The 21867-nt window shown below is 61.4% G+C and carries 15 protein-coding genes and 2 tRNA genes; 10 read left to right on the top strand and 7 right to left on the bottom strand.

Annotated elements, in window-relative coordinates:
- Nucleotides 1-134 precede the first annotated feature (134 nt).
- Both AB4N84_RS03800 and rdgC read right to left on the bottom strand, forming a co-directional pair.
- A complete protein-coding gene (locus AB4N84_RS03800) occupies nucleotides 135-1097 on the bottom strand; it encodes a bile acid:sodium symporter family protein (protein WP_460045303.1) in 963 nt (320 codons plus the stop codon).
- Nucleotides 1098-1242: 145 nt separating this feature from the next.
- Nucleotides 1243-2163 (bottom strand): recombination-associated protein RdgC, encoded by a 921-nt coding sequence (rdgC, locus tag AB4N84_RS03795; RefSeq protein WP_074752608.1) that lies wholly within the window; start codon nucleotides 2161-2163, stop codon nucleotides 1243-1245.
- A gap of 159 nt (nucleotides 2164-2322) precedes the next feature.
- Here rdgC and AB4N84_RS03790 point away from each other — a divergent pair.
- Together AB4N84_RS03790 and AB4N84_RS03785 are read left to right on the top strand one after the other, a co-directional pair.
- Nucleotides 2323-2398, top strand: a tRNA-Val gene (locus tag AB4N84_RS03790).
- Nucleotides 2399-2417: 19 nt separating this feature from the next.
- A tRNA-Asp gene (locus AB4N84_RS03785) sits at nucleotides 2418-2494 on the top strand.
- A gap of 156 nt (nucleotides 2495-2650) precedes the next feature.
- Here the strand turns inward: AB4N84_RS03785 and nirD are convergent.
- Together nirD and nirB are read right to left on the bottom strand one after the other, a co-directional pair.
- Nucleotides 2651-3028: a nitrite reductase small subunit NirD gene (gene nirD, locus AB4N84_RS03780; protein ID WP_074752607.1), complete on the bottom strand. Its 378-nt coding sequence runs from the start codon at nucleotides 3026-3028 to the stop codon at nucleotides 2651-2653.
- Nucleotides 3025-5583, bottom strand: coding sequence for a nitrite reductase large subunit NirB (gene nirB, locus AB4N84_RS03775; protein WP_460045302.1), 2559 nt, complete (start codon nucleotides 5581-5583; stop codon nucleotides 3025-3027). Before nirB ends, nirD begins: the two co-directional genes overlap by 4 nt.
- A gap of 684 nt (nucleotides 5584-6267) precedes the next feature.
- Here nirB and AB4N84_RS03770 point away from each other — a divergent pair.
- Complete coding sequence (locus AB4N84_RS03770; RefSeq protein WP_460045301.1) at nucleotides 6268-10044, top strand: molybdopterin-dependent oxidoreductase; 3777 nt, start codon at nucleotides 6268-6270, stop codon at nucleotides 10042-10044.
- A 48-nt stretch (nucleotides 10045-10092) separates the two neighbouring features.
- Here the strand turns inward: AB4N84_RS03770 and AB4N84_RS03765 are convergent, their stop codons facing one another.
- Together AB4N84_RS03765 and AB4N84_RS03760 are read right to left on the bottom strand one after the other, a co-directional pair.
- Nucleotides 10093-11019, bottom strand: a complete 927-nt coding sequence (locus AB4N84_RS03765; protein WP_460045300.1) for a 2-hydroxyacid dehydrogenase — start codon at nucleotides 11017-11019, stop codon at nucleotides 10093-10095.
- Between the two features lie 106 nt (nucleotides 11020-11125).
- The gene (locus AB4N84_RS03760) at nucleotides 11126-12205 is read right to left on the bottom strand and encodes a tartrate dehydrogenase (RefSeq protein WP_460045298.1); all 1080 of its coding nucleotides are present in this window, start codon (nucleotides 12203-12205) and stop codon (nucleotides 11126-11128) included.
- Nucleotides 12206-12314: 109 nt separating this feature from the next.
- Between AB4N84_RS03760 and AB4N84_RS03755 the strand changes: the two genes are divergently transcribed.
- The 3 genes from AB4N84_RS03755 (at nucleotide 12315) to AB4N84_RS03745 (ending at nucleotide 16259) form a co-directional block, all read left to right on the top strand.
- Nucleotides 12315-13226: a LysR substrate-binding domain-containing protein gene (locus AB4N84_RS03755; RefSeq protein WP_460045297.1), complete on the top strand. Its 912-nt coding sequence runs from the start codon at nucleotides 12315-12317 to the stop codon at nucleotides 13224-13226.
- A gap of 219 nt (nucleotides 13227-13445) precedes the next feature.
- Nucleotides 13446-14495, top strand: coding sequence for an ABC transporter substrate-binding protein (locus AB4N84_RS03750; protein ID WP_074752601.1), 1050 nt, complete (start codon nucleotides 13446-13448; stop codon nucleotides 14493-14495).
- A gap of 15 nt (nucleotides 14496-14510) precedes the next feature.
- The gene (locus AB4N84_RS03745; protein WP_460045296.1) at nucleotides 14511-16259 is read left to right on the top strand and encodes a GMC family oxidoreductase; all 1749 of its coding nucleotides are present in this window, start codon (nucleotides 14511-14513) and stop codon (nucleotides 16257-16259) included.
- 73 nt (nucleotides 16260-16332) lie between these two features.
- Here the strand turns inward: AB4N84_RS03745 and AB4N84_RS03740 are convergent, their stop codons facing one another.
- Nucleotides 16333-17760, bottom strand: a complete 1428-nt coding sequence (locus AB4N84_RS03740) for an aldehyde dehydrogenase family protein (protein ID WP_460046932.1) — start codon at nucleotides 17758-17760, stop codon at nucleotides 16333-16335.
- Nucleotides 17761-17909: 149 nt separating this feature from the next.
- Between AB4N84_RS03740 and AB4N84_RS03735 the strand changes: the two genes are divergently transcribed.
- The 4 genes from AB4N84_RS03735 to AB4N84_RS03720 all read left to right on the top strand — a co-directional run bounded on the left by AB4N84_RS03735 (nucleotide 17910) and on the right by AB4N84_RS03720 (nucleotide 21784).
- Nucleotides 17910-18857 carry a LysR family transcriptional regulator gene (locus AB4N84_RS03735; RefSeq protein WP_074752599.1) on the top strand — a complete coding sequence of 316 codons (948 nt, stop codon included), beginning with the start codon at nucleotides 17910-17912 and terminating at the stop codon, nucleotides 18855-18857.
- A 142-nt stretch (nucleotides 18858-18999) separates the two neighbouring features.
- Nucleotides 19000-19704: an HAD-IA family hydrolase gene (locus AB4N84_RS03730; RefSeq protein ID WP_074752598.1), complete on the top strand. Its 705-nt coding sequence runs from the start codon at nucleotides 19000-19002 to the stop codon at nucleotides 19702-19704.
- A gap of 70 nt (nucleotides 19705-19774) precedes the next feature.
- Complete coding sequence (locus tag AB4N84_RS03725) at nucleotides 19775-21058, top strand: NAD(P)/FAD-dependent oxidoreductase (protein WP_074752597.1); 1284 nt, start codon at nucleotides 19775-19777, stop codon at nucleotides 21056-21058.
- Nucleotides 21059-21073: 15 nt separating this feature from the next.
- The gene (locus AB4N84_RS03720; protein WP_074752596.1) at nucleotides 21074-21784 is read left to right on the top strand and encodes a cupin domain-containing protein; all 711 of its coding nucleotides are present in this window, start codon (nucleotides 21074-21076) and stop codon (nucleotides 21782-21784) included.
- The last annotated feature ends 83 nt before the right edge of the window (nucleotides 21785-21867 follow it).

The raw sequence follows: 21867 nt of genomic DNA, 5'->3' as shown, positions 1-21867 counted from the left end.
GAATTCATTCGCGAGACGCAGGTACCTCCGACGCATCTTTGTCGGAGGGCCCACCGCATCGCGAATGAATTCGCTCCCACAGTGCTGTGGCGTTTCACATAACGCGGTTGTTCTGACCCATTGCCAGCAACCCTTCAGCCCACCACAGGCCTGTCTTCCGTCACCCCTTCATCCGGCGCCATCTTCCTGAAATACGTCGACAGCAAGGCCCCCGAGATGTTGTGCCAGACGCTGAACAGCGCGCTGGGCACCGCTGCCAGTGGCGAGAAATGGGCGCTGGCCAAGGCGGCGCCGAGGCCGGAGTTCTGCATGCCGACTTCCAGCGACAGCGACTTGCGTTGGGCCAGTGGCAGTTTGAACACTTTGCCGGTGAAGTAGCCCAGCAGGAAACCGAAGCTGTTGTGCAGCATGACAACGGCCATGATGAGCAGGCCGGACTCGGCGATTTTTGCCTGGCTGGCGGCCACGACGGCGCAGACGATCATGACGATGCTTACCACCGAGATCAGCGGCAGCACGTCGACCGCGAACTGCACACGGGCGCCGAGCAGGCGTTGAGCGATGACGCCCAGCACGATCGGCAGCATCACCAGTTGCAGGATCGACCAGAACATTTCCATGAAGGACACAGGCAACCATGCCGACGCCAGCAGCCAGATCAGGGCCGGGGTCAGCAACGGGGCGAGGAGGGTGGTGACGGCCGCGATGGCGACCGACAGCGCCAGATCGCCTTTCGCCAGCCAGGTCATGACGTTGGACGACGTGCCGCTCGGACAGCACCCGACCAGAATCACGCCGACGGCGATTTCCGGCGGCAGGTGAAACGCTTGGCACAGCAACCAGGCCACGCCCGGCATGATCACGAAATGCGCGACCACGCCCAGGGCCACGCGCCAGGGATGACGCACGACCTCGGAAAAATCATCAAGCTTGAGGGTCAGGCCCATGCCGAACATGACCAGCCCCAACAGCGGCACGATCAATGTTTTCAGGCCGATGAACCAGGTGGGGAACAGGAACGCCAGCACGGCGAACAGCAGCACCCAGTACGCGAAGGTATTGCCGACAAAACGACTCAATGCAGCCAGGGCACGCATGGCTTGCTCCTTTTATTGTGGGGTGAATCAGGTACGCAAAACTGTAGGAGCCGGCTTGCTGGCGAAAGCGGTGGGTCATTCAACATCAACGTGTCTGAAATGACGCTTTCGCCAGCAAGCCGGCTCCTACAGGACCGAGAGTTGTTTAGATCCCCTGCGGAATCTCTTCGCCACCCAGTGCGTCGAACAGCTGCGGCAGGAACTCGCCGAAGGTCAGCATCATCAGGGTGAAGCTGGCGTCCTGTTGGCCCAGTGCGTCGTCGCCACCGTCCTGCTCCGCCTGATCCTGCAGCAGGTCCTCGAACTTCAGGCGTTTGACGCCCAGTTTGTCGTCGAGCACGAAAGACAGTTTGTCCTGCCAGGCCAGCGACAGTTGGGTCACGACTTTACCGGTGCTCAGGTGCAGCTGGATTTCGTCGCTGGTCAGGTCCTGACGCTTGCACTTCACAATGCCGCCGTCTTCGTGGGTGTCGCGCAGTTCGCATTCGTCGAGGACGAAGAAGCTTTCCGCGGTCTGACCGGTCTTGACCCATTCGGTCATCACGGCGGTCGGCGCGGTTTTCACGGTCACCGGACGGACCGGCAGCGAGCCGACCACTTCACGGAGCGTCGACAGCAGGTCTTCGGCGCGTTTCGGGCTCGACGCGTTGACCAGAATGACGCCTTGCTTGGGGGCAATGGCGGCAAACGTCATGGAGCGACGGATAAAGGCGCGCGGCAGGAAGGCCTGGATGATTTCATCCTTGAGCTGGTCGCGTTCCTTCTTATAGACCTTGCGCATCTGCTCGGTCTCGATCTCTTCGACTTTCTCTTTCAATGCGTCGTTGACCACGCTGCCCGGCAGGATGCGTTCTTCCTTGCGCGCCGACACCAGCATGAAATCGCCGCTGACATGCACCAGAGGTGCGTCTTCACCTTTGCCGAACGGGGCGATGAAACCGTAAGTGGTCAACTCCTGGCTGGCACAAGCGCGTGCAGGTTTGGTCGCCAATGCGGTTTCCAGCGCCTCGGCATCAAATGGCAGGTCCTGGGTCAGGCGATAGACAAGCAGGTTTTTGAACCACATGGGGTACGTCTCTCCTTTATACAAAGGGGGGCATTATTCGCTGCCGCGACCCTGCGGCCAACCCTGACGTAAGCCTTTGGCGGGAATATAAAAATTATTTAAAAAAGTGCTTGCCAGAGGTGGGATCGCTCCGTAGAATGCGCGCCACACCGAAGCGAAGGGTGATTAGCTCAGCTGGGAGAGCGTCTGCCTTACAAGCAGAATGTCGGCGGTTCGATCCCGTCATCACCCACCATTCGTTTCAAGTGTTACGCGCAGCGGTAGTTCAGTCGGTTAGAATACCGGCCTGTCACGCCGGGGGTCGCGGGTTCGAGTCCCGTCCGCTGCGCCATATTGAGTTACGAGGCCCTTGAACTCCTCGTAACGACAAAAAGAGCGACCTTAGGGTCGCTTTTTTTGTGCCTGTTATTTGGTGATCGCAACAAAAATCCTGTAGGAGTGAGCTCACTCCTACAGGGTTGGCGTATCAATTGGCGGTCTCTGATCTCTAGCCCACATCAATCTCCACCACATCGCCCGCCAACCGGGCGGGCCAAGTGCGCAATTTCAAGGCCGGATCCTCAAGGCAGGTCCCGTCCTCCAGCCGATAATGCTGCTTATACAGTGGCGAGGCGATCACCAGATCGCCCGCCAGGCTGCCGACCAAACCGCGACCGATCACGTTCACACCCGACACCGGATCGCGGTTCTCGACCGCGAACAGTTGCGGCGTACCGCTGATCGAGGCGACATGAAACAGTGCCACCTGCGTATTGCCCACCAGCGCCACAACGCCGGAGTTGAGGACCAGGTCCTGACGGGCGCACACCACGCGCCAGGCTTGGGTTTGAGGCATGTCCATCGTCAGCGCATTGGCCTGGCTCATCGTGCGATCTCCGCAACAGGAATAAGGTTGAGTTCATTAGCCCGCGCCGGGCGGCGTTGGCTGCGTTCCTTGACGAAATGAATGTCCGGGTCGGCGCCCTTGTCGTTGACGAAGGTGCGGAAGCGCTTGAGCTTTTCCGGGCTCTTCAGCGCGTTGGCCCATTCGCACTCATAACGGTCCACGACCCGTTGCATGTGCTCCTCCAGCTCGACGGCCAGCCCCAGGCTGTCATCAATGACTACGGCCTTGAGGTAATCCAGGCCGCCTTCCAGCGATTCGCGCCAGACCGACGTACGCTGCAGCTTGTCGGCGGTGCGGATGTAGAACATCAGCACGCGGTCGATGTAGCGAATCAGCGTCTCGTCATCCAGGTCGGTGGCGAACAGCTCCGCATGGCGCGGGCGCATGCCGCCGTTGCCGCAGACGTACAGGTTCCAGCCGTTCTCCGTGGCGATGACGCCGATGTCCTTGCTTTGCGCTTCGGCGCATTCGCGGGTGCAGCCGGACACCGCGAATTTCAGCTTGTGCGGCGAACGCAGCCCCTTGTAACGGTCCTCGATGGTCAGCGCCATTTGCACGCTGTCCTGCACGCCATAACGGCACCAGGTGCTGCCGACGCAGGATTTCACCGTTCGCGTCGACTTGCCGTATGCATGCCCGGTCTCGAAACCGGCCGCGATCAGCTCGGCCCAGATGTCCGGCAACTCATGCAATTGCGCGCCGAACAGGTCGATGCGCTGGCCGCCCGTGATCTTGGTGTACAGGTCGTATTTCTTCGCCACCGCGCCGATGGCGATCAGGCCGTCCGGAGTGATTTCTCCGGCAGGAATCCGTGGCACTACCGAATACGTACCGTTCTTCTGCATGTTCGCCATGAAGGTGTCGTTGGTGTCCTGCAAAGGCACCAGCGAAGGGTCCATGATCGGTTTGTTCCAGCAGGATGCAAGGATAGAGCCGACAGTGGGTTTGCAGATGTCGCAACCGACGTGGCCTTTGCCGTGGCGGGCAATCATCTGCTCGAAACTCTCGATATTTTCCACGCGGGCGAGGGCATACAGCTCCTGACGCGTAAAGGCAAAGTGCTCGCACAGGCTCTTGTCGACGGCGACACCGCGCGCCGTCAGCTCGTGTTCGAACACGCTTTTGAGCAGGGCCGAGCAGCCACCGCACCCGGTCGCCGCTTTGGTGCAGGCTTTGATTCCGGCGAGGTCGGTACAGCCGCTGTCGATGGCCGAGCAGATCGCGCCTTTGCTGACGTTGTGGCAGGAGCAGATGGTCGCGGTGGCGGGCAGCGCGTCGGCGCCCAGTGTCGGTGCGCCTTCGCTGTGAGGCAGGATCAGGCTGGACGGATCGGCCGGGAGCTTGATGCCGTTCTGCGCGTATTGCAGCAGCGTGTCGTAATAGCTGTTGTCTCCGACCAGCACCGCGCCCAGCACTTGCTTGCCGTCGGCGGACACCACCAGACGCCGATAGGTGGCAGTGGCCTCATCAATGAAGCGATAGCTGCGCGCGCCGGTCAGTGCGCCATGGGCATCGCCGATGGAACCGACGTCGACGCCGAGCAGCTTCAGTTTGGTCGACATGTCCGCGCCGTAGAACGGCTCGGCATCCTGATCGCACAGTTGCGCCGCGACGTTGCGCGCCATCTGATAACCCGGGGCGACGAGACCGAAGACGCTGCCGTTCCAGGCCGCGCACTCACCGATGGCAAAGATGTCGGCGTCGCTGGTGCGGCAGTGTTCGTCAATGGCGATCCCGCCGCGCGGACCCAGCGCCAGCTCGCACTGGCGGGCGAGGGCGTCCTGTGGCCGAATCCCGGCCGAGAACACGATCAGGTCGGTCTCAAGGCATTCGTCGCCCGCGAAATTCATGCGATAGCGGTATTCCTCACCTGCGCTGATCGACTGGGTGGCGCGAGAGAGATGCACGCCGACACCCAAGGCCTCGATGCGGGCCTTGAGGGCCGCGCCGCCAAAATCGTCCAGCTGCACGGGCATCAGGCGCGGGGCGAATTCCACCACATGCGCTTCCAGGCCAAGAGACTTCAATGCATTGGCCGCTTCCATTCCGAGCAAACCGCCACCGACCACGACACCGCGTCTGGCCTGATGGGCAGCGGCGCGAATGGTGTCCAGATCGTCCAGCGTGCGGTACACCAGCCGAGAATGGCCTTCGGCGCCTTCGATGGGCGGCACGAACGGGTAAGAGCCGGTCGCCAGGACCAGTTTGTCGTAGGCAAAACAGCCTCTGGACGTGATGACTTCGCGGCGGTTGCGGTCGATTTCCAGCACCGGTACGCCCAGGTGCAGCGTCAGGCCGGGGTGTTCATATAAAGCAGCATCGCTGAGGGCCAGTGACTCGGCATCGCGACCGCCGAAGTACTCGGACAGGTGGACACGGTCGTAGGCGCGCTGGCCTTCTTCACCGAACACATGGATGCGATAGCGCTCGAGGGCACCGGCGGCGATCAGTTGTTCGACGCAGTGGTGACCGACCATCCCGTTGCCAACGACGATCAGTGTTTGCACATCGTGAAGAGCGGCTGTGGTGTTCATATCGAGTCCCGGCCAAGGCCAATCAGGTTTTTTGAAAGCAAAAAAAAGGCGCCCGGAACCGTTCGGTTCCAGGCGCCTTTGCCTGTTCTTTTAAGGGTTGTCACTCGACCACAGTGTCGGCACAACCTGAAGAGCCCCTCGCCGTGTGGCGCGGACGATCATCGTTGACCGCCGGGGCTGCCCACCGCGCATTCGGGTTGGGCTTGAAAGGGATGAAGCAATGGGTGTGCCAATAGCGGACGCACCGCGATGAGTGTAGGAGCGTGGCTTGTCCCGCGATCTGCCGCGAAGCGGCAGTCAATCTGATGAATAGGGTGCATCGGGCTGACCGCATCCACAGGTTTTACGACGGGTTCCCCGCCGATCGCGGGACAAGCCACGCTCCTACAAGGGATAGCGCATGGCACGCAAACGGTGCGATTTCGTCCGCTTCGCCCCATTGCGAGGCTCAAATGCGAGCGTCCGTGGCCGCTTTGCGCTTCAGCCGCAGCGGGTATGAACGTGCCACCGCCAGCCAGTCGCGCTCGCTTCAAAGCCTCCCCATCAGGCTGGCCTGTCCTTTGCAATCATCCTTCTATAGGCAGTCAACGCCGATTGCCCTCTTCACGACAAAGGCGCCGTGTGCTCCCCGTTTTTCGACGGAGGAGAACAGGGCGTCTTTTTTTTGGGTTCGGGAAACGGGTTATGGCGAGCAACAGCGTACGAAGCGTGTGTCCTTATTGTGGTGTCGGTTGCGGCATCGTCATGCAGGTCGACAATAACCGTGTGATCAAGGTCAGCGGCGACAAGGCGCATCCGACCAATGCCGGGCGTCTGTGTACCAAAGGCACCACCTGTGGCCAGGCAATTGCCGACGCTGGCCGCATGACGTCCGCCTACCTGCGGCATCAGCGCAGTCAGGACCCGGTGCGCACTGATATCGACGCGGCGATCTCGGAAACGGCCAGCCGTCTGCGCGGCATTCTTGATCGTGACGGGCCCGATGCACTGGCGTTTTACGTCTCGGGCCAGATGTCCCTGGAAGCGCAGTACCTGGCCAACAAACTCGCTAAAGGGTTCGTGCGCACGAACAACATCGAATCCAACTCCCGGCTGTGCATGGCGAGCGCTGGCAGCGGCTATAAATTGTCGCTGGGTTCGGACGGCCCGCCGGGTTCCTATGACGATTTCGACAAGGCCGACCTGTTCTTTGTGATCGGCGCCAACATGGCCGACTGTCATCCGATCCTGTTCCTGCGCATGATGGATCGGGTCAAGGCGGGCGCGAAGCTGATCGTTGTCGACCCTCGGCGCAGCGCCACCGCGGACAAGGCCAGCCTGTTCCTGCCCATCAAACCCGGCACCGATCTGGCGTTGCTCAACGGCCTGCTGCATCTGCTGCTGGAAAACGGCGATGTCGACACCGACTTCATCGACGCTTTTACGCAAGGCTGGGAGGGGATGCCTGAATTTCTGGCCGATTACACGCCCGCTTACGTCGCGCAGATAACCGGTCTGCCTGAGGCAGATATTCGTCAGGCTGCCCGGATGATTGGCCAGGCGCCGCAGTGGATGAGTTGCTGGACCATGGGGCTGAACCAGAGCACCCACGGCACCTGGAACACCAACGCATTGTGCAACTTGCACTTGGCCACAGGCGCGATTTGCCGCCCGGGCAGCGGGCCGTTTTCACTGACCGGGCAACCCAACGCCATGGGCGGCCGGGAAATGGGCTACATGGGCCCTGGCCTTCCCGGCCAGCGATCGGTGTTGGTCGAGGACGACCGTCGCTTTATAGAAGACCTGTGGTCGATTCCCCGCGGCAGTCTGGGTCAGACACTCGGCGGCGGCACCGTCGACCTGTTCGAGCAGATGCGTGACGGTCATATCAAGGCCTGCTGGATCATCTGCACCAACCCGGTGGCAAGCGTCGCCAACCGCTCGACGGTGATCCAGGCCCTGCAAAATGCCGAGCTGGTGATCACTCAGGACGCGTTTCTCGACACCGAAACCAATCGCTACGCCGACATTCTCTTGCCCGGTGCGCTTTGGGCAGAAGCGGAAGGGGTGATGATCAACTCCGAACGAAACCTGACCCTGACGCAAAAAGCCGTCGATGCGCCCGGTGAGGCGTTACCCGATTGGCAGATCATTGCCCGGGTCGCCTGCGAAATGGGCTTTGCCGAAGGCTTCAGCTACGGTTCGGCCGAGGCCGTGTTCGAAGAAATCAAACGGGCCTGGAACCCGAAAACCGGTTACGACATACGCGGTGCCAGCTATGCGCGTCTGCGTGACCAATCGCTGCAATGGCCGTGCGCGCCTGACGACACCGGCACGCGTCACCCGATTCGCTACCTCGATAAAAGCGGGGCGCAGTCGGAACGCCTGGCCCTGCTTTTCGCGACGGAGCACGGCAAGGCGGTTTTTCTGCCGCGTCCGCACATGCCGCCGGCCGAGATGCCAAACGACACGTTCCCGATGGTGCTCAATACCGGTCGACTGCAACACCAGTGGCACACGCTGACCAAGACCGGAAAAATCCCGACACTCAACACGCTCAATCCCGGTCCCTTCGTCGAAATCCACCCGACCGATGCGACGGCGCTGGGCATTCGCGACAAGGACGCCGTTGAAGTCCGTTCGGTGCGCGGTCATGCGGTCCTGCCCGCTGTGGTAACCGACCGGGTGAGACCGGGCAACTGTTTTGCGCCGTTTCACTGGAACGATGCCTACGGCGAACACTTGGCGATCAACGCCGTGACCAGTGACGCCGTCGACCCGGTGTCGAAGCAGCCCGAATTCAAGTTCTGCGCGGTTGCGCTGCGCAAGGTCGAGCTGATCGGTCATCGTTTTCTTGATGTGCCACAGCCCGATGCGCACACGCTGGAAGTCTGCGAAGGTGAGCCGCTGCTCACCTTGCTCTGGGCCTCGCAAACCGGCAACGCAGAGGCGCTCGCCAAACGCTTCGGCACGCACCTGCGCTCAGCGGGCATCCCCGTGCAGGTCGCTGCGATGGACCGATTTCCGGTGGCACGTCTGAGCGATGTCAGCCATGTCGCGTTGATCAGCAGCACCTTCGGTGACGGCGATTCGCCCGACAACGGTCAGGGGTTCTGGCAGTCGCTGAGCGAACGCCAGGAGCGGCTGGAGTCGCTGCGTTACGCCGTGCTCGCTCTGGGGGATCCGAGTTACGACCGCTTCTGTCAACACGGCAAGAATCTGGATCAGCGCTTACTGACATTGGGGGCGTCGCCGTTGATGCCCCGGGTCGATTGTGACGGCGACTTTCAGGACCACGCCGACGGCTGGTTCAAGGCGCTGCAACAGGTGCTGGATATTCCCTCCATCGAAATGGCCCCGGAAACGTCGAGCAACCAACCGTCCCGTGCGCACCCGCATCACGCCAGGCTGTCGATCAATCGCCGTCTGAACGGCGAGGGCGCGAGCAAGGACACACGCCAGTTTGCGTTGACGCTGGGCGACTCGGGTCTGGCCTATGAGGCAGGCGATGCGCTGGGCGTGTGGCCGCGCAATTGTCCGGCGTTGATCGATGAAGTGCTGACGTTGACGGGCCTGCAGGGCGACCAGCCTGTGAGTGTCGGCAAGGCGGGTGAGATGCCGTTGTCGCAGGCACTGACCTCGCAATTCGAAATCGCAAGACCCACGGCACAAGCGCTGGGTTTCATTGCCGAGCGCAGCGGCAGCAGCGAGCTTAAAACGTTGCTGACCGAGCCTTTCAACAGCGAGTTGAAGGACTGGTTATGGGGGCGACAGCTGGCGGATGTGCTGCGGGAGTTTCCGCTGAGCTGTTCAGCGCAGGAGTTGCTGGAGCACCTCAAGCCGCTTCAGCCGCGGTTGTACTCCATCGCGTCCAGTGCAAAGGCGCATCCCGATGAGGTTCATCTGACGGTCTCTGCCGTGCGGTACGGCAAGCGCAAGGGCGTGTCCTCGACTTTTCTCGCCGACCGTGCGGGTGATGGCCAGGTGCCGATTTTCCTGCAACCGACCCAGCACTTTCGTGTACCGGTCGAGGGTGACGTGCCGATGATCATGATCGGTCCTGGCACCGGCGTGGCGCCGTTCAGGGCGTTTCTGCAGGAGCGGCAAATGCGCGCTGATCGCGGGCGAAACTGGCTGTTCTTTGGTGAGCAGCATGCGGCCACGGATTTCTACTACCGCGATGAACTCGAAAGCCTGCACAAAGACGGGTTGCTCACGCGCCTGAGCCTGGCGTTTTCCCGCGATCAGGCCGAGAAGGTCTACGTCCAGCATCGCATCCGCGAACAGGGCGCTGAACTGTGGCGGTGGTTGCAGGACGGCGCGCGCATTTACGTCTGCGGGGATGCAACGCACATGGCCAAGGACGTCGATCAGGCACTGCGCGAGGTCATCGTTGCCCATGGCGGGATGAGCGCAGAGCGCGCCGCCGAGCATCTGCGGGATCTGGCGGGGGAAAGGCGTTATCTGCGAGACGTCTATTAAGGACGGTCATCGGCGGGCCCGATACGCGAAAGCGGGTCGGTCAGGCGCTCAGTAGCCTTGGTGCCGTGCGATTACGCCATGCATCGCTTCCCCTCGCTGATGGCGACGAAGGTTGCCGAGCAGCACCTCGAATGCGGTGTCGGGAGAGGTGTTTGCACCGATGTGGGGTGTGAGCCAGAGGTTGGGATGGCTCCAGAACGGATGATCGGGCGAAGGCGGTTCGTCCTCAAGCACGTCGACGACGGCATCGCTCAGTTGCCCACTGTCCAGTGCATCCAGCAGGTCGCGCTCGATCAGATGCCCACCCCGTCCCAGGTTGATCAACTGCGCGCCTTTGGGCATCGCGGCGAAGGTCTGTGCGTTCAACACGCCGCGGGTGTCGTCCGTCAGAGGGAGCAGGCAGATCAGAATGTCGCACTGGGCGAGAAAGGGCTTCAGTTGCACATCGCCGGCGAAGCATTGCACACCGTCGATGTGTTTGTGTGACCTTGCCCAACCCCGCAGTTCAAAGCCGAACGGTCGCAAGGCTTGCGTGACCGCCACCCCGAGATTGCCCAGGCCCATGACGCCGACACGACGCCGTCTGGCAGGCGTCAGTTCATGGTCTTGCCAGACCCTGGCCCGTTGCTGGCGCAGATAGAGGGGAACCTGCCGATGCAGGCTCAGTACGGCAAAACAGGCGTACTCGACGATGCCTTGGGCGATGCCGGGATCGAGCATCCGGACCACCTGGATATGCCCTGGCAGTTCGCCGAGGTCGAATTGATCGACCCCGGCCGAGGTGGCGAAAATCACGTCGAGATTGGGAAAGCGGGTGTGCAAGTCGTGTGGTGGCTGCCAGGCGGCGAAGTAACGCACCTGCGAGGGGTCCCCTATGTCCGGCCACAGTCGCACGTCGATGTCCGGTGCATGCTGTTCGAACAGTGATTTCCAGACACTGCCGCGTGAATCTTCAACTTTGAACAGCAGGGCCATGGGGGACTCGCACTCGCAGGGAAGGTGTTCATACGATGGCAGAGCCCGGCGCAACAATCTCCCGAATCCGGGCGAAAGAACGGGAGATTGCGCGCTATTGGCGGGATCAGACAGCAGCGGCGATGGCTTTGCCCAGCGCTTCGGTGTTCCCGGTGCCGCCGATGTCAGCCGTCAGCGGGGCGTCCGCTGGCCCCATCGCCAGCACGGTTTCGATGGCGGTCAGCACGGCTGCCCCTGCGTCCGGATGGCCCAGGTGTTCAAGCATCATCGCCCCGCACCAGATCTGTCCGATCGGGTTGGCGATGCCTTTGCCGGCGATGTCGGGCGCCGAACCGTGCACGGGCTCGAACAGGCTCGGGAAGTTGCGCTCCGGGTTGATGTTGGCCGACGGCGCGATGCCGATCGTGCCGGTGCAGGCCGGGCCCAGGTCAGACAGGATGTCGCCGAACAGGTTGCTCGCCACCACCACGTCGAACCAGTCAGGGTGCAGGACGAAGTTCGCGGTGAGGATATCGATGTGGTACTTGTCGACGTTCACCTGCGGGTATTTTTTGCCCATCTCGGCAACGCGTTCATCCCAGTACGGCATGGTGATCGCGATGCCGTTGGACTTCGTCGCTGACGTCAGGTGCTTCTTCGGCCGGCTCTGCGCCAGGTCATAAGCGAACTTCAGAATGCGGTCGACGCCGACGCGGGTCATGACCGTTTCCTGCAACACGATCTCGCGATCGGTGTCGGGGAACATCTTGCCGCCAACGCTGGAGTATTCGCCTTCGGTGTTTTCGCGCACCACCCAGAAGTCAATGTCGCCGGGCTTGCGATTGGCGAGCGGCGCCTTGACGCCTGGCATCAGGCGGCAGGGGCGCAGGTTGACGTACTGATCGAATTCGCGGCGGAACTGGAGCAACGAGTCCCACAGGGAAATATGGTCAGGCACCACGTCAGGCCAGCCGACGGCGCCGAAATAGATGGCGTCGTACCCCTTGAGAAGGTCGAACCAGTCGTCGGGCATCATCTTGCCGTGGGCGAGGTAGTAATCGGCGCTGGCGAAGTCGAACCAGTCCCATTGCAGGTCCAGGTTGTGTCTGGTCGCCACCGCGTCCAGCACGCGAACGCCCTCGGGCATGACTTCCTTGCCGATGCCGTCGCCGGGGATCACTGCAATTTTGTACCGGGCTTTGCTCATGGGATTCGACTCCAGGGATTGTTGAGGAACGCTACGCAGTGTATGGAGTGTTGCTGGATTAATAATTAGTCTTGGTCGAAAGCCATTCTTAGTTTCAAGGAAAGAATCCGTGAGCATGATCGATGACCTGAGTTTCTTTCAGCAGGTGGCAACGCGGGGAAGCCTGACGGAGGTCGCGCGTCACTTGGGTCTGTCTTTGCCTGCGGTCAGCAAGCGGCTGAGCCAACTGGAGGCGCGTCTCGGCGTGCAGTTGCTCCAGAGAACAACGCGCCGCCTGTCGCTGACCCCGGAAGGGACGTTGTACCTGGAAGGCGGGCGTCCGATCCTGCGCCAGCTGGAGGAGCTCGAAAGTGCGCTCGACAGCCGTCAACCCACACTGAAGGGCCGATTACGGATCAACGGCACGCTGGGCTTCGGGCGGCAACATCTGGCGCCGGTGGTGTCCAGCTTCGCCCGCCTGCACCCTGAGCTTGAGATTTCCCTCGAGCTCACGAGCCAGCCGTTGAGCGTGCTGGATGACCAGTTCGACCTCGGGGTGTGCATGGGAGAGCCGCCTGACTCCCGCTTGATCGGTGTCCGCCTGCTGGAAAATCCACGCATCCTCTGCGCGTCTCCCCAATACCTTGAAGCTATGCCTGCGTTGACGCGTGTTACCGATCTGGCGGCGCACAATTGCATCGTTCTGCGGCAGTTTGGCAGTGACTACGCCATCTGGCGGTTCAGCAAGGACGGTCAGGATTACGCCCACAAGGTCAGTGGGACGCTGTCGAGTAATGATGGTGAAGTCGCTCTGAGCCTTGCGTTGGATGGGCATGGTTTGATTCTGCGTTCGCGCTGGAATGTACAGGCGTATCTTGAACACGGCCGTCTGCAGGCGGTATTGACCGATCATCGAGCGCCTTCGGCCGATATTTTTGCGGTTTACCAGCACCGTCGACACATACCGCAAAGGATCTCGGTGTTTGCCCGATACCTGGCGCAGGAGCTGGCCAGACGCTTGCCGTTCGCGGCCATTCAGTGAATAACAAGCCATCACCCGGATCGGTGTGCTTGCGTATGACTCCAGGTTATGGTTGGCCTGACTATTGGTGCATTGCCCCCGGATGTCATGCTCTTGTAACGTCGAAATGTCCCGCTCGGTCGAATAACAAAATCAAACCTGAGCAAAGCACTGCGGTGCAGGGTGTTCAGTCGAGGTTTTTAACGCTGCCGAATTAATCTACGTCCAGGATGATTTGCCATGAAAACCTTGTCTGTCGCTGCAGCTGTCGGTTCCGTCATATCCCTGTTGAGTCTGGCCGTGGCGTGCGCTACGCCGGCCATGGCCGATGAAATCACCTTCGTCTCCCAAGGGGGCAGCTACCAGGAGGCCCAGACCAAAGCCATTCTGGACCCCGCTGCGAAAAACCTGAAAATGACCATCAAGCAGGACAGCGCCCCGGATGCCTGGCCGATGGTCAAGGCTCAGGGCGAAGCGAAGAAGCCCGTCTGGGACGTGATCGATACACCGCCTTCCAACTGTGTGCGCGGCGGTAACGAAGGGCTGATCGAGGCGCTCGACTTGAGCAAGATGCCCAACGTGCAGAGCATGCCTGCGGCCTACCGCACACCTTATTCGGTCGCGTATGAGTTCTATTCGTCAGTGATCGGGTACAACAAAAAGTCCCTGAAAAAAATTCCGCAGACCTGGGCTGAGTTCTGGGACGTGAAGAACTTCCCCGGCACCCGTGCCTTGCGCAACGATCCGATGAGCACGCTGGAAGCCGCTTTGCTGTCGGACGGTGTACCTCGCGACAAGCTGTACCCGCTGGATGTCGATCGGGCCTACAAACGCCTGGAGCAGATCAAGCCCAATATCGCGGTGTGGTGGACCTCGGGTGGTCAGTCCGCGCAATTGCTTGCCGACGGCGAGGTGGACATGTTGATGATCTGGAACGGTCGCGCGAGCGCCGTGCAAAAGAGCAACCCGGACGTCGCCTTCACCTACAACGACGGCCTGCTGCAGAACACTCAGTTGTGCATCCTGAAGAATGCACCCAACTACGCGGCGGCCGTGAAGTTTGTCAACGAAGCGGTTTCGCCTGAGTTGCAGGCCAATCTGCCGCTGTACATCGATTACGGTCCGGGCAATCCAGCGGCGTTTGGCACGGGGAAAATTACCGCCGAGCGCGCCAAAGAGTTACCAAGCTCGCCGGATAACGCCGCCAAGCAGGCATTGATGTCAGAGGAATGGTGGGCCTCGGCGGCAGGCATTGCAGCCAAGGATCGCTGGCTGAAATTCGTTCAGTAACGCCAGGACGCCGACATGATCGACTACCTGATCCTGGGAGGCGGATCGGCAGGCTGCGTGCTTGCCGCCCGGCTCTCGGAGGACCCCGACAAGCAGGTGTACCTGATCGAGGCCGGCCGCGATATTTCTGCGCAGACCATGCCCTCCGCGATTCGCAGCCGCTACCCCGGCCGTGCGTATCTGGACGTCAGCAATATCTGGCAGCGGCTCACCGCGCTGATGGGCCATCGCGCCATTACACAACGGCGTTATGAGCAGGCTCGTATCCTCGGGGGAGGGTCGGCGATCAATGCGCTGATGACCAACCGTGGTTCGCCTGCCGACTATGACGAGTGGCAGGCGTTGGGCGCTGAGGGATGGCGGTGGGATACCTGTCTGCCGTACTTTCGCAAGCTGGAAACCGACACGGACTTCAGTGGCCCGCAGGACGCTGTGTTGCATGGCCACGACGGTCCGATGAGGATTCGGCGCACGCCTGCCGCGCGACTGTCGCCTTTTGTCAAAAGCGTCATGAAGGTCTTGGGGGCAAGGGGGCTGTCGCACAAGCCCGATCAGAACGGGCCTTGGGAAGAAGGCGTGTTCGTCGGCGCGATTGGTGTCAGTGAGCAAGGCGAGCGTATCCCCACCTCGGTGGGTTACCTCACCGATGAGGTGCGACGACGCAGTAATTTGAAGATCCTGACCAACTGCCTGGTTGATCGCGTGTTGATCCATAACGGCGTGGCGATTGGCGCCCGGGTCTGGCGTGAAGGGGGCGACGTCGAGTCGCTGATGGCCGGGGATGTGATTGTGTCTGCCGGGGCCATTCACAGCCCGGCGGTGTTGATGCGCAGTGGAATCGGCCCGGCGGATGATCTGGTTTCGCTGGGGATCACGCCGGTCGTTGATCGGCCGGGTGTAGGCGCCAACCTGATGGAGCATCCGTCGATTGCGGTGTCTGCGTTGCTGACACGAAGGGGGCGGACAGCGTTTCCCGAGGAGCATCACGAGCAGGCTGTCGTGCGCTTTTCATCGGGACTGCCCGGCACGGCGCCCTGCGACATGCATGGCGCGATTCTGTCCCGTTCGGGCTGGCATTCGGTCGGGTATCGCTTGGGAACGATCTTTTTCTGGGTCAACAAATCGTATTCCAGAGGTCGCCTCCGTCTGGCGTCTGCCAACCCCCGTGATGAGCCTCAGGTGAGCTTCAACATGCTGTCCGATGAACGCGATCTTGAGCGCCTGAAACAAGCGCTGCGATTCGGCGCTCAGACGTTGTCGGCAGACGCGTTGGCAGGGAAACGGAGTGTGGTGTTTCCTTCCAGCTATTCGCCGCGGGTGGCCAAGGTCGCCATGCCTGGCGTGTTCAACGGCGTGCAGCGTGGGGTGTTGAGCCTATTGCTGGACATTGCCGGGCCGTTGCGGGGATGGCTGGTTCATCGTCTGGTGACGCAAGGGGTGACCGTCAAAAAGCTCCTGGACGACGACACGGCGCTGACCGAGTTCGTGCAACGCAATGTCGGTGGTACCTGGCATCCTTCGGGCACCTGCCGCATGGGCCGCGCCGATGACCCATTGGCCGTGACCACGGGGGACGGTCGGGTCATCGGCGTTGAGCATTTGCGCGTGTGCGACGCATCGCTGATGCCCTCTATCCCGTGCGCCAATACCAACGTCCCGACCATCATGATCGCCGAGCGGATTGCGGACCTGATCAAGGGTGAGGCGGTTGATTCTGCCGAATCGGTAGAGGCCGGATGGCGCGTCACGCCGCCTTGCATTTGATCCTGGCCGAAGGCCGCAGGAGGCACGCACCGGTCATGCCGGTGCATGCCCAGAGTGACTCAGTCGGCGTTTCTCAAGCGCCCCATCCCACGACACCCTTGGTTTCCAGAAACGCCTCCAGGCCCCACTCGGCATATTCGCGGCCATTGCCCGATTGCTTGTACCCGCCAAACGGCGCACCGGCATCCCAGTCCGGGTAGTTGATGTACACGCTGCCCGCGCGCATTTGCAGCGCCACTTTTCGGGCTCGGTCCAGGTCTGCCGACTGTACGTAGGCGGCCAGGCCGAAGACGCTGTCGTTGGCCATGCTCACCGCATGGGCCGGGTCGTCGTAAGGCTGAATCACCAGCACCGGGCCGAAAATTTCTTCCCGCGAGATCGTCATTTCCTGAGTGACGTTGGCAAAGATCGTCGGCTGGACGTAATACCCTTTAGGCAAATGCGCCGGCCGACCGAGGCCGCCGCAGACCAGTTGCGCGCCTTCTTCGATGCCGATGCCGATCATTTTTTGAATGGCGTTGAACTGCCGTTCGCTGATGACCGGGCCCATGCGGGTGGACGCCTCTTCCGGCGCGCCGAGGGTATGGGCCAATGCCGCGAGGCGAGCGATTTCAACGGCTTGATCATGCAAGGCTGCCGGCACCAGCATGCGCGTGGGGGCATTACAGGACTGGCCGCTGTTGCCAAAGCAGCTGTCCACGCCGGATGTCACCGCTGACTCCAGGTCAACGTCGTCGAGGAGGATGTTTGCGGACTTGCCGCCCAGTTCCTGATGCACGCGCTTGACCGTCGGCGCGGCCAACCTTGCAATCTCGATACCTGCCCGAGTGGAACCTGTGAACGACACCATGTCCACCTGAGGATGAGCCGACAGGGCAGCGCCGACCAGGGGGCCGTCACCGTTGATCAGGTTGAACACCCCGGCCGGCACGCCAGCGTCGTGCATGACTTCGGCAAACAACAAGGCATTGATCGGTGCGATCTCGCTGGGCTTGAGCACCATGGTGCATCCGGCTGCCAGCGCAGGCGCGACTTTGCAGACGATCTGATTGATCGGCCAGTTCCAGGGTGTGATCAACGCGACGACACCCACCGGCTCCTGACGCACCAGGGTTGTGCCCCGGGTTTTCTCGAATTCGAAGGTCTCCAGGGTTCGCAGCAGTTGTTCCAGATGCCGCCTGCCGATGCCTGCCTGCCAATCGTGGGAAAGCGCCTTTGGCGCACCCACCTCTTGAAGGATGGCGTCGGCGATCTCATCGTAGCGGTCCATGAATGCGGCAAGAATACGTTGCAGCAGCTGTGTGCGCTGAGCCGGTGATGTCTCTGCGAAAGATGGGAACGCGCGACGAGCCGCGGTCACTGCGGCTTCCACGTCTTCCAGATTGCCCATCGCGATTTCGCCGAACGTCTGCTCGGTGGCAGGGTTGACTACCGGCAGGCGGGTATCGCTGCAGGGGTCTACCCAGCGGCCATCGATATAAAACTTCAGGGCGTTTCGGATCATCGGAGCAGTCTCGTGGGGGGAATGAGGAAGAGGACGCACAACGGCTGGCCGATGGGCGAAAGCTGCGGGCGGTCGCTCGCAAGAATAGCCCCGGTTTTTTTCACCGGACAATTTACTAATAGTTGTGGGAGGCATAAGCTCAGGTCATGTCTACTCTTCGTCGAAAGCTCCCCAGTTCCAGCTCCTTGTTCGTCTTTGAAGCCGCCGCCCGTTGTGGCAGCTTCACCCGGGCGGCGGATGAACTGTGCGTCAGCCAGCCAGCGGTCAGTCGCATGTTGTCGCGACTCGAAGAACACCTCGGCGTACAGCTTTTCGAGCGCGTTCGCGGCGGCGCGCGACTGACCGAGAGCGGCAGCATTTTGTACCGTCGGGTGCAGGAAGGGTTCAGCACCATCGAGTCGGCGATCAGTGAAATCGAAGCGAGAGCGACGGGCATCGAGACCGTCACGCTGTCGGTTTCAACCGCGTTCACCACCCACTGGCTGATGCCGCGCATGAGCCGGTTCAGTCAGCGATTCCCTACCGTCGACATGCGTTACCAGTTGATGTCTGGCCGGATCGGCGGCCCGTTGGTGGACGTTGATCTGGGCATGCGTTATCTCGATGTGGGCAGCCTGAAACCCACGGAAAGCCTGGTCATTCCTGAAATAACATTGCCCGTTTGCAACCCTCAATACCTGGCCGATGTGTTGCAGGGAAAGGGTAAGAAACGGACCCCGACCCTGATCAGCATGGACAACCAGGAACGCGAGTGGGCGTCCGCTTTTGAAACGGCGGGACGCACGGTCAACACCTTGGTGTTTTCCGATTACGCGGTGGTGGTTCAGGCTGCACTGCTTGGCCAGGGCATGGCGCTGGGGTGGCTGAACGTGATCTCGAACTCACTGTGCAAAGGCGAACTGGTGCCCGCAGTCGATGCGTGTCGGGTCACCTCCCGCCGATGCTGTCTGGTGGTGCCGGCCAACCGTCCGGTGCGGCCGATTGTGGAAAATGTGCGCGACTGGATCATCGAAGAAATGCGCGCAGACATGCTCGAAATCGACGCGCTTTACCCTCATCTGGGGTTGGCATCGATCCTGGAATCGCACCGTTGAGCACAGGTGCCGCACCCCAGGTAGAAAAACAGTAGGTTATGCCTCCAGGGCAGGGCAAAACAGAATATTGCGCGAGAGAGCGGGCAGATAATGAGTCCGTCCAGTCAGTTTCACCCACACGACTTTTCTTGCGGAGCGCCCTATGTCTTTCAAGCAGTTCAAAGCCCTGACGTTCGACGTCGTCGGTACCCTGATCGATTTCGAGGCCGGCATCCTCGCCCACGTGCGTGAAGTCGCGGGTGACGCGGGCAAAGCCTGCAGCGATGACGACATTCTCAAAGCCTACCGTGAGGCGCGTGCCTCGACCGACTCCGGCTGGTGGCCCGATGACCTGGAGCGTTGCTACCACGTGATCGCTTCCAAGCTCGGCCTGCCAGACAACGATGACTACGCCAAGGGCCTGGCCCAGTCGGTGAAAAACTTCCCGGCATTTCCTGACTCGGTCGAAGCGCTCAAACGCCTGCGCAAACACTTCAAGCTGGTGGCGACCACCAACTCGCAGATCTGGGCGCTGGATCACATGGCAGAAACCCTGGATCAACCGTTCGACGTGCGCGTGACCGTTGATGACGTGCGTTTCGAGAAGCCCGATCCGCAGTTCTTTGCCTACGCCCGTGGCATTCTGGCGACCCAGGGCATCCTCTTCGAAAACATCCTGCACGTTGCTCAGAGTCAATACCACGACATCGGCGTCGCCATGCGTCTCGGTTACCAGACCTGCTGGATCGAGCGCCGTTTCGCTCAGAAGGGGACAGGCGGCACGCTGGAGTCCGAGCGCACCGAACCGCATTACCACTTCACGTCGCTGGCGCAATTGGCCGACGCGGTCGAGAAAGAACTGGGTTGAACCCCTCGGCGCTCTGGGCCTGCTCACCCCTGGCCATGGGCGCCAGTCCTCCTTTAGCCGAGACGCTGGCATGACTGTTCAGAGCTTATGGGCGGCCACCGCCCAACCTGCACCTGCGCTGCAATCGCTGGAAGGCGAACGTCAGTGCGACGTGGTGATCATCGGCGCTGGTTACACCGGCCTCTCGGCGGCGCGTCATATTGCTGAAAGCGGTCGCGAGCCGTTGATTGTCGAAGCCAACACCCTGGCGTGGGGTGCAAGCGGGCGAAACGGCGGTGTGGTCTCACCGAAGTTTCGTGTCGGGTTTTCCACCCTCATGTCGCGCTTTGGCCGCGACACCGCCTTACAGATGTACCGCACCGGCTACGCGGCGGTGGACAGTCTGGTCGAAACGGTGGAAACCCTGAGACTGACCGGGGCGAACCTGCAGATGGGAGGGCATATCGCTGCGGCGCACAATGTCCATGCGCTCGGCGGCCTGGAGTCGACCGCTCAGTGGATCAAGCGCGAAACCGGCGGGGAGTCATCGGTGATGATTTCCGCCGACCAGGTCCGCGAGATGACCGGCGCCGCGATCTTTGCCGGTGGCCTGCTGACGCCTCGAGCGGGCGGTATCCATCCCCTGAACTACGCCCGCGGGATCGCACAGCATCTGGTTGACCGGGGCGTGAAACTGTTTATCAACAGCCCGGCGCAGCAGGTCCGTCGTGAAGGGGATCGCGTCATCGTGCAGACGCCACAGGGACGTATCAGCGCCAGGCACGTGATCTATGCCACCAACGGTTACTCGGATCAGACCCGTGTAACCGACACCTTGCACCGTCGCCTGATTCCGTTCCGCAGCGCGATCATCGCCACCGAAGCCCTGCCTGCGTCTGTCCTCGCCACGATCATGCCGGGCGGCCAGGTGTGCGGAGACACCAAGCGCATGCTGCGCTGGTTCAGGGTGATCGGGGACCGTTTGATTTTCGGGGGGCGAGGTGCGTTTGGCAAAGACGATTCACAGAGTGCCTTCGATGATCTGCAACGCAGCATGGGGGTGGTCTTTCCCGTCCTGCGTGACCAGAGAATCGCCTATCGCTGGTCAGGTCTGGTCGCCATGACCCTGGATTACCTGCCCCACGCGGGGCAGCTGGACGATCGCAGTTTCTACGCCATCGGTTACAACGGCGGCGGGGTGGCGATGTCGACCTGGATGGGCAAACAACTCTCTGCCATGACGGCGGGCGAGAAGGTCGAACTCGGTCTGCTGGCAGGCGATCACTTCAACCCGATTCCCCTGCATGCTTTCCGCGCACCAGGTGTTCGCCTGGCGGCGGGTTGGCAGCAATTTCTTGATGTCATCGGACGATGAGCGAGCGTTAAGCGTATGCCACCGATTTTGCATTACTCCCATCCTCATTCTGACCGGCAGCTGCCCTGCGCGGCGTTTGCATTGCCAGGCGACCCACTGGCGGCGGGGCGGGTGATCCACTTCCACGATCCGTTACAAGGGTATGCCGCGGGCAGCAGTGTCAGCGTGGGCGCCAACCTGTTGATCGAGCGGTTTCCATGGGTCGAGCTGGGGGTTGTCGAAGCGGGCGAGCTGCGGTTGCAGGGCGATGGTTTCGACCTGCAACTCAACGCCGGCGATTGCTTCGTGGTGCCGCGTGGCATTGACGTTCGCTGGCATCATCGGGGGCAGTTACGTCGACTGTTCATGGCCTTTCCGGGACTCGAAGCGTGCTCGGACATGCCCAAGGTGCCGATCAGGCTTGACCTGTCCCAACCGCTCAGCGAAGCCAGTCCACCGGCCGCCAGCGTGCTGCTGACCCCGACGCCAAACGCCTGGAGTGAAACGCTGTTCAGCGTTGCCAACCTGCGTATCGGCCTGTGGCAATGCGAGCCCTACGCACGCAAGCAGGTTGAACCGGCTTACTCCGAATTGATGTTCATCCTGGAAGGCGCGGTGACACTCGCCGCCGGGCAGGGCAAGACTCACGTGGTACGTGCGGGAGAAACCGTGGTGGTGCCCAAGGGCGCTACCAACGCCTGGACCAGCGAAGACACCGTGCGCAAGGTGTTTTGCATTCTTGGGTGATTGCAGGTGCGTGTGCCTGGCCTGACATTATCTCCGTGTCGGACGGTATCGGTATTCAAGACAGCTCGCGGCTTTTGATTCTG

Source organism: Pseudomonas sp. S2_H01 (assembly GCF_054668305.1).
The sequence above is the reverse complement of the archived record's forward strand: the minus strand, read 5'-3'. Positions and strand labels throughout refer to the sequence as shown.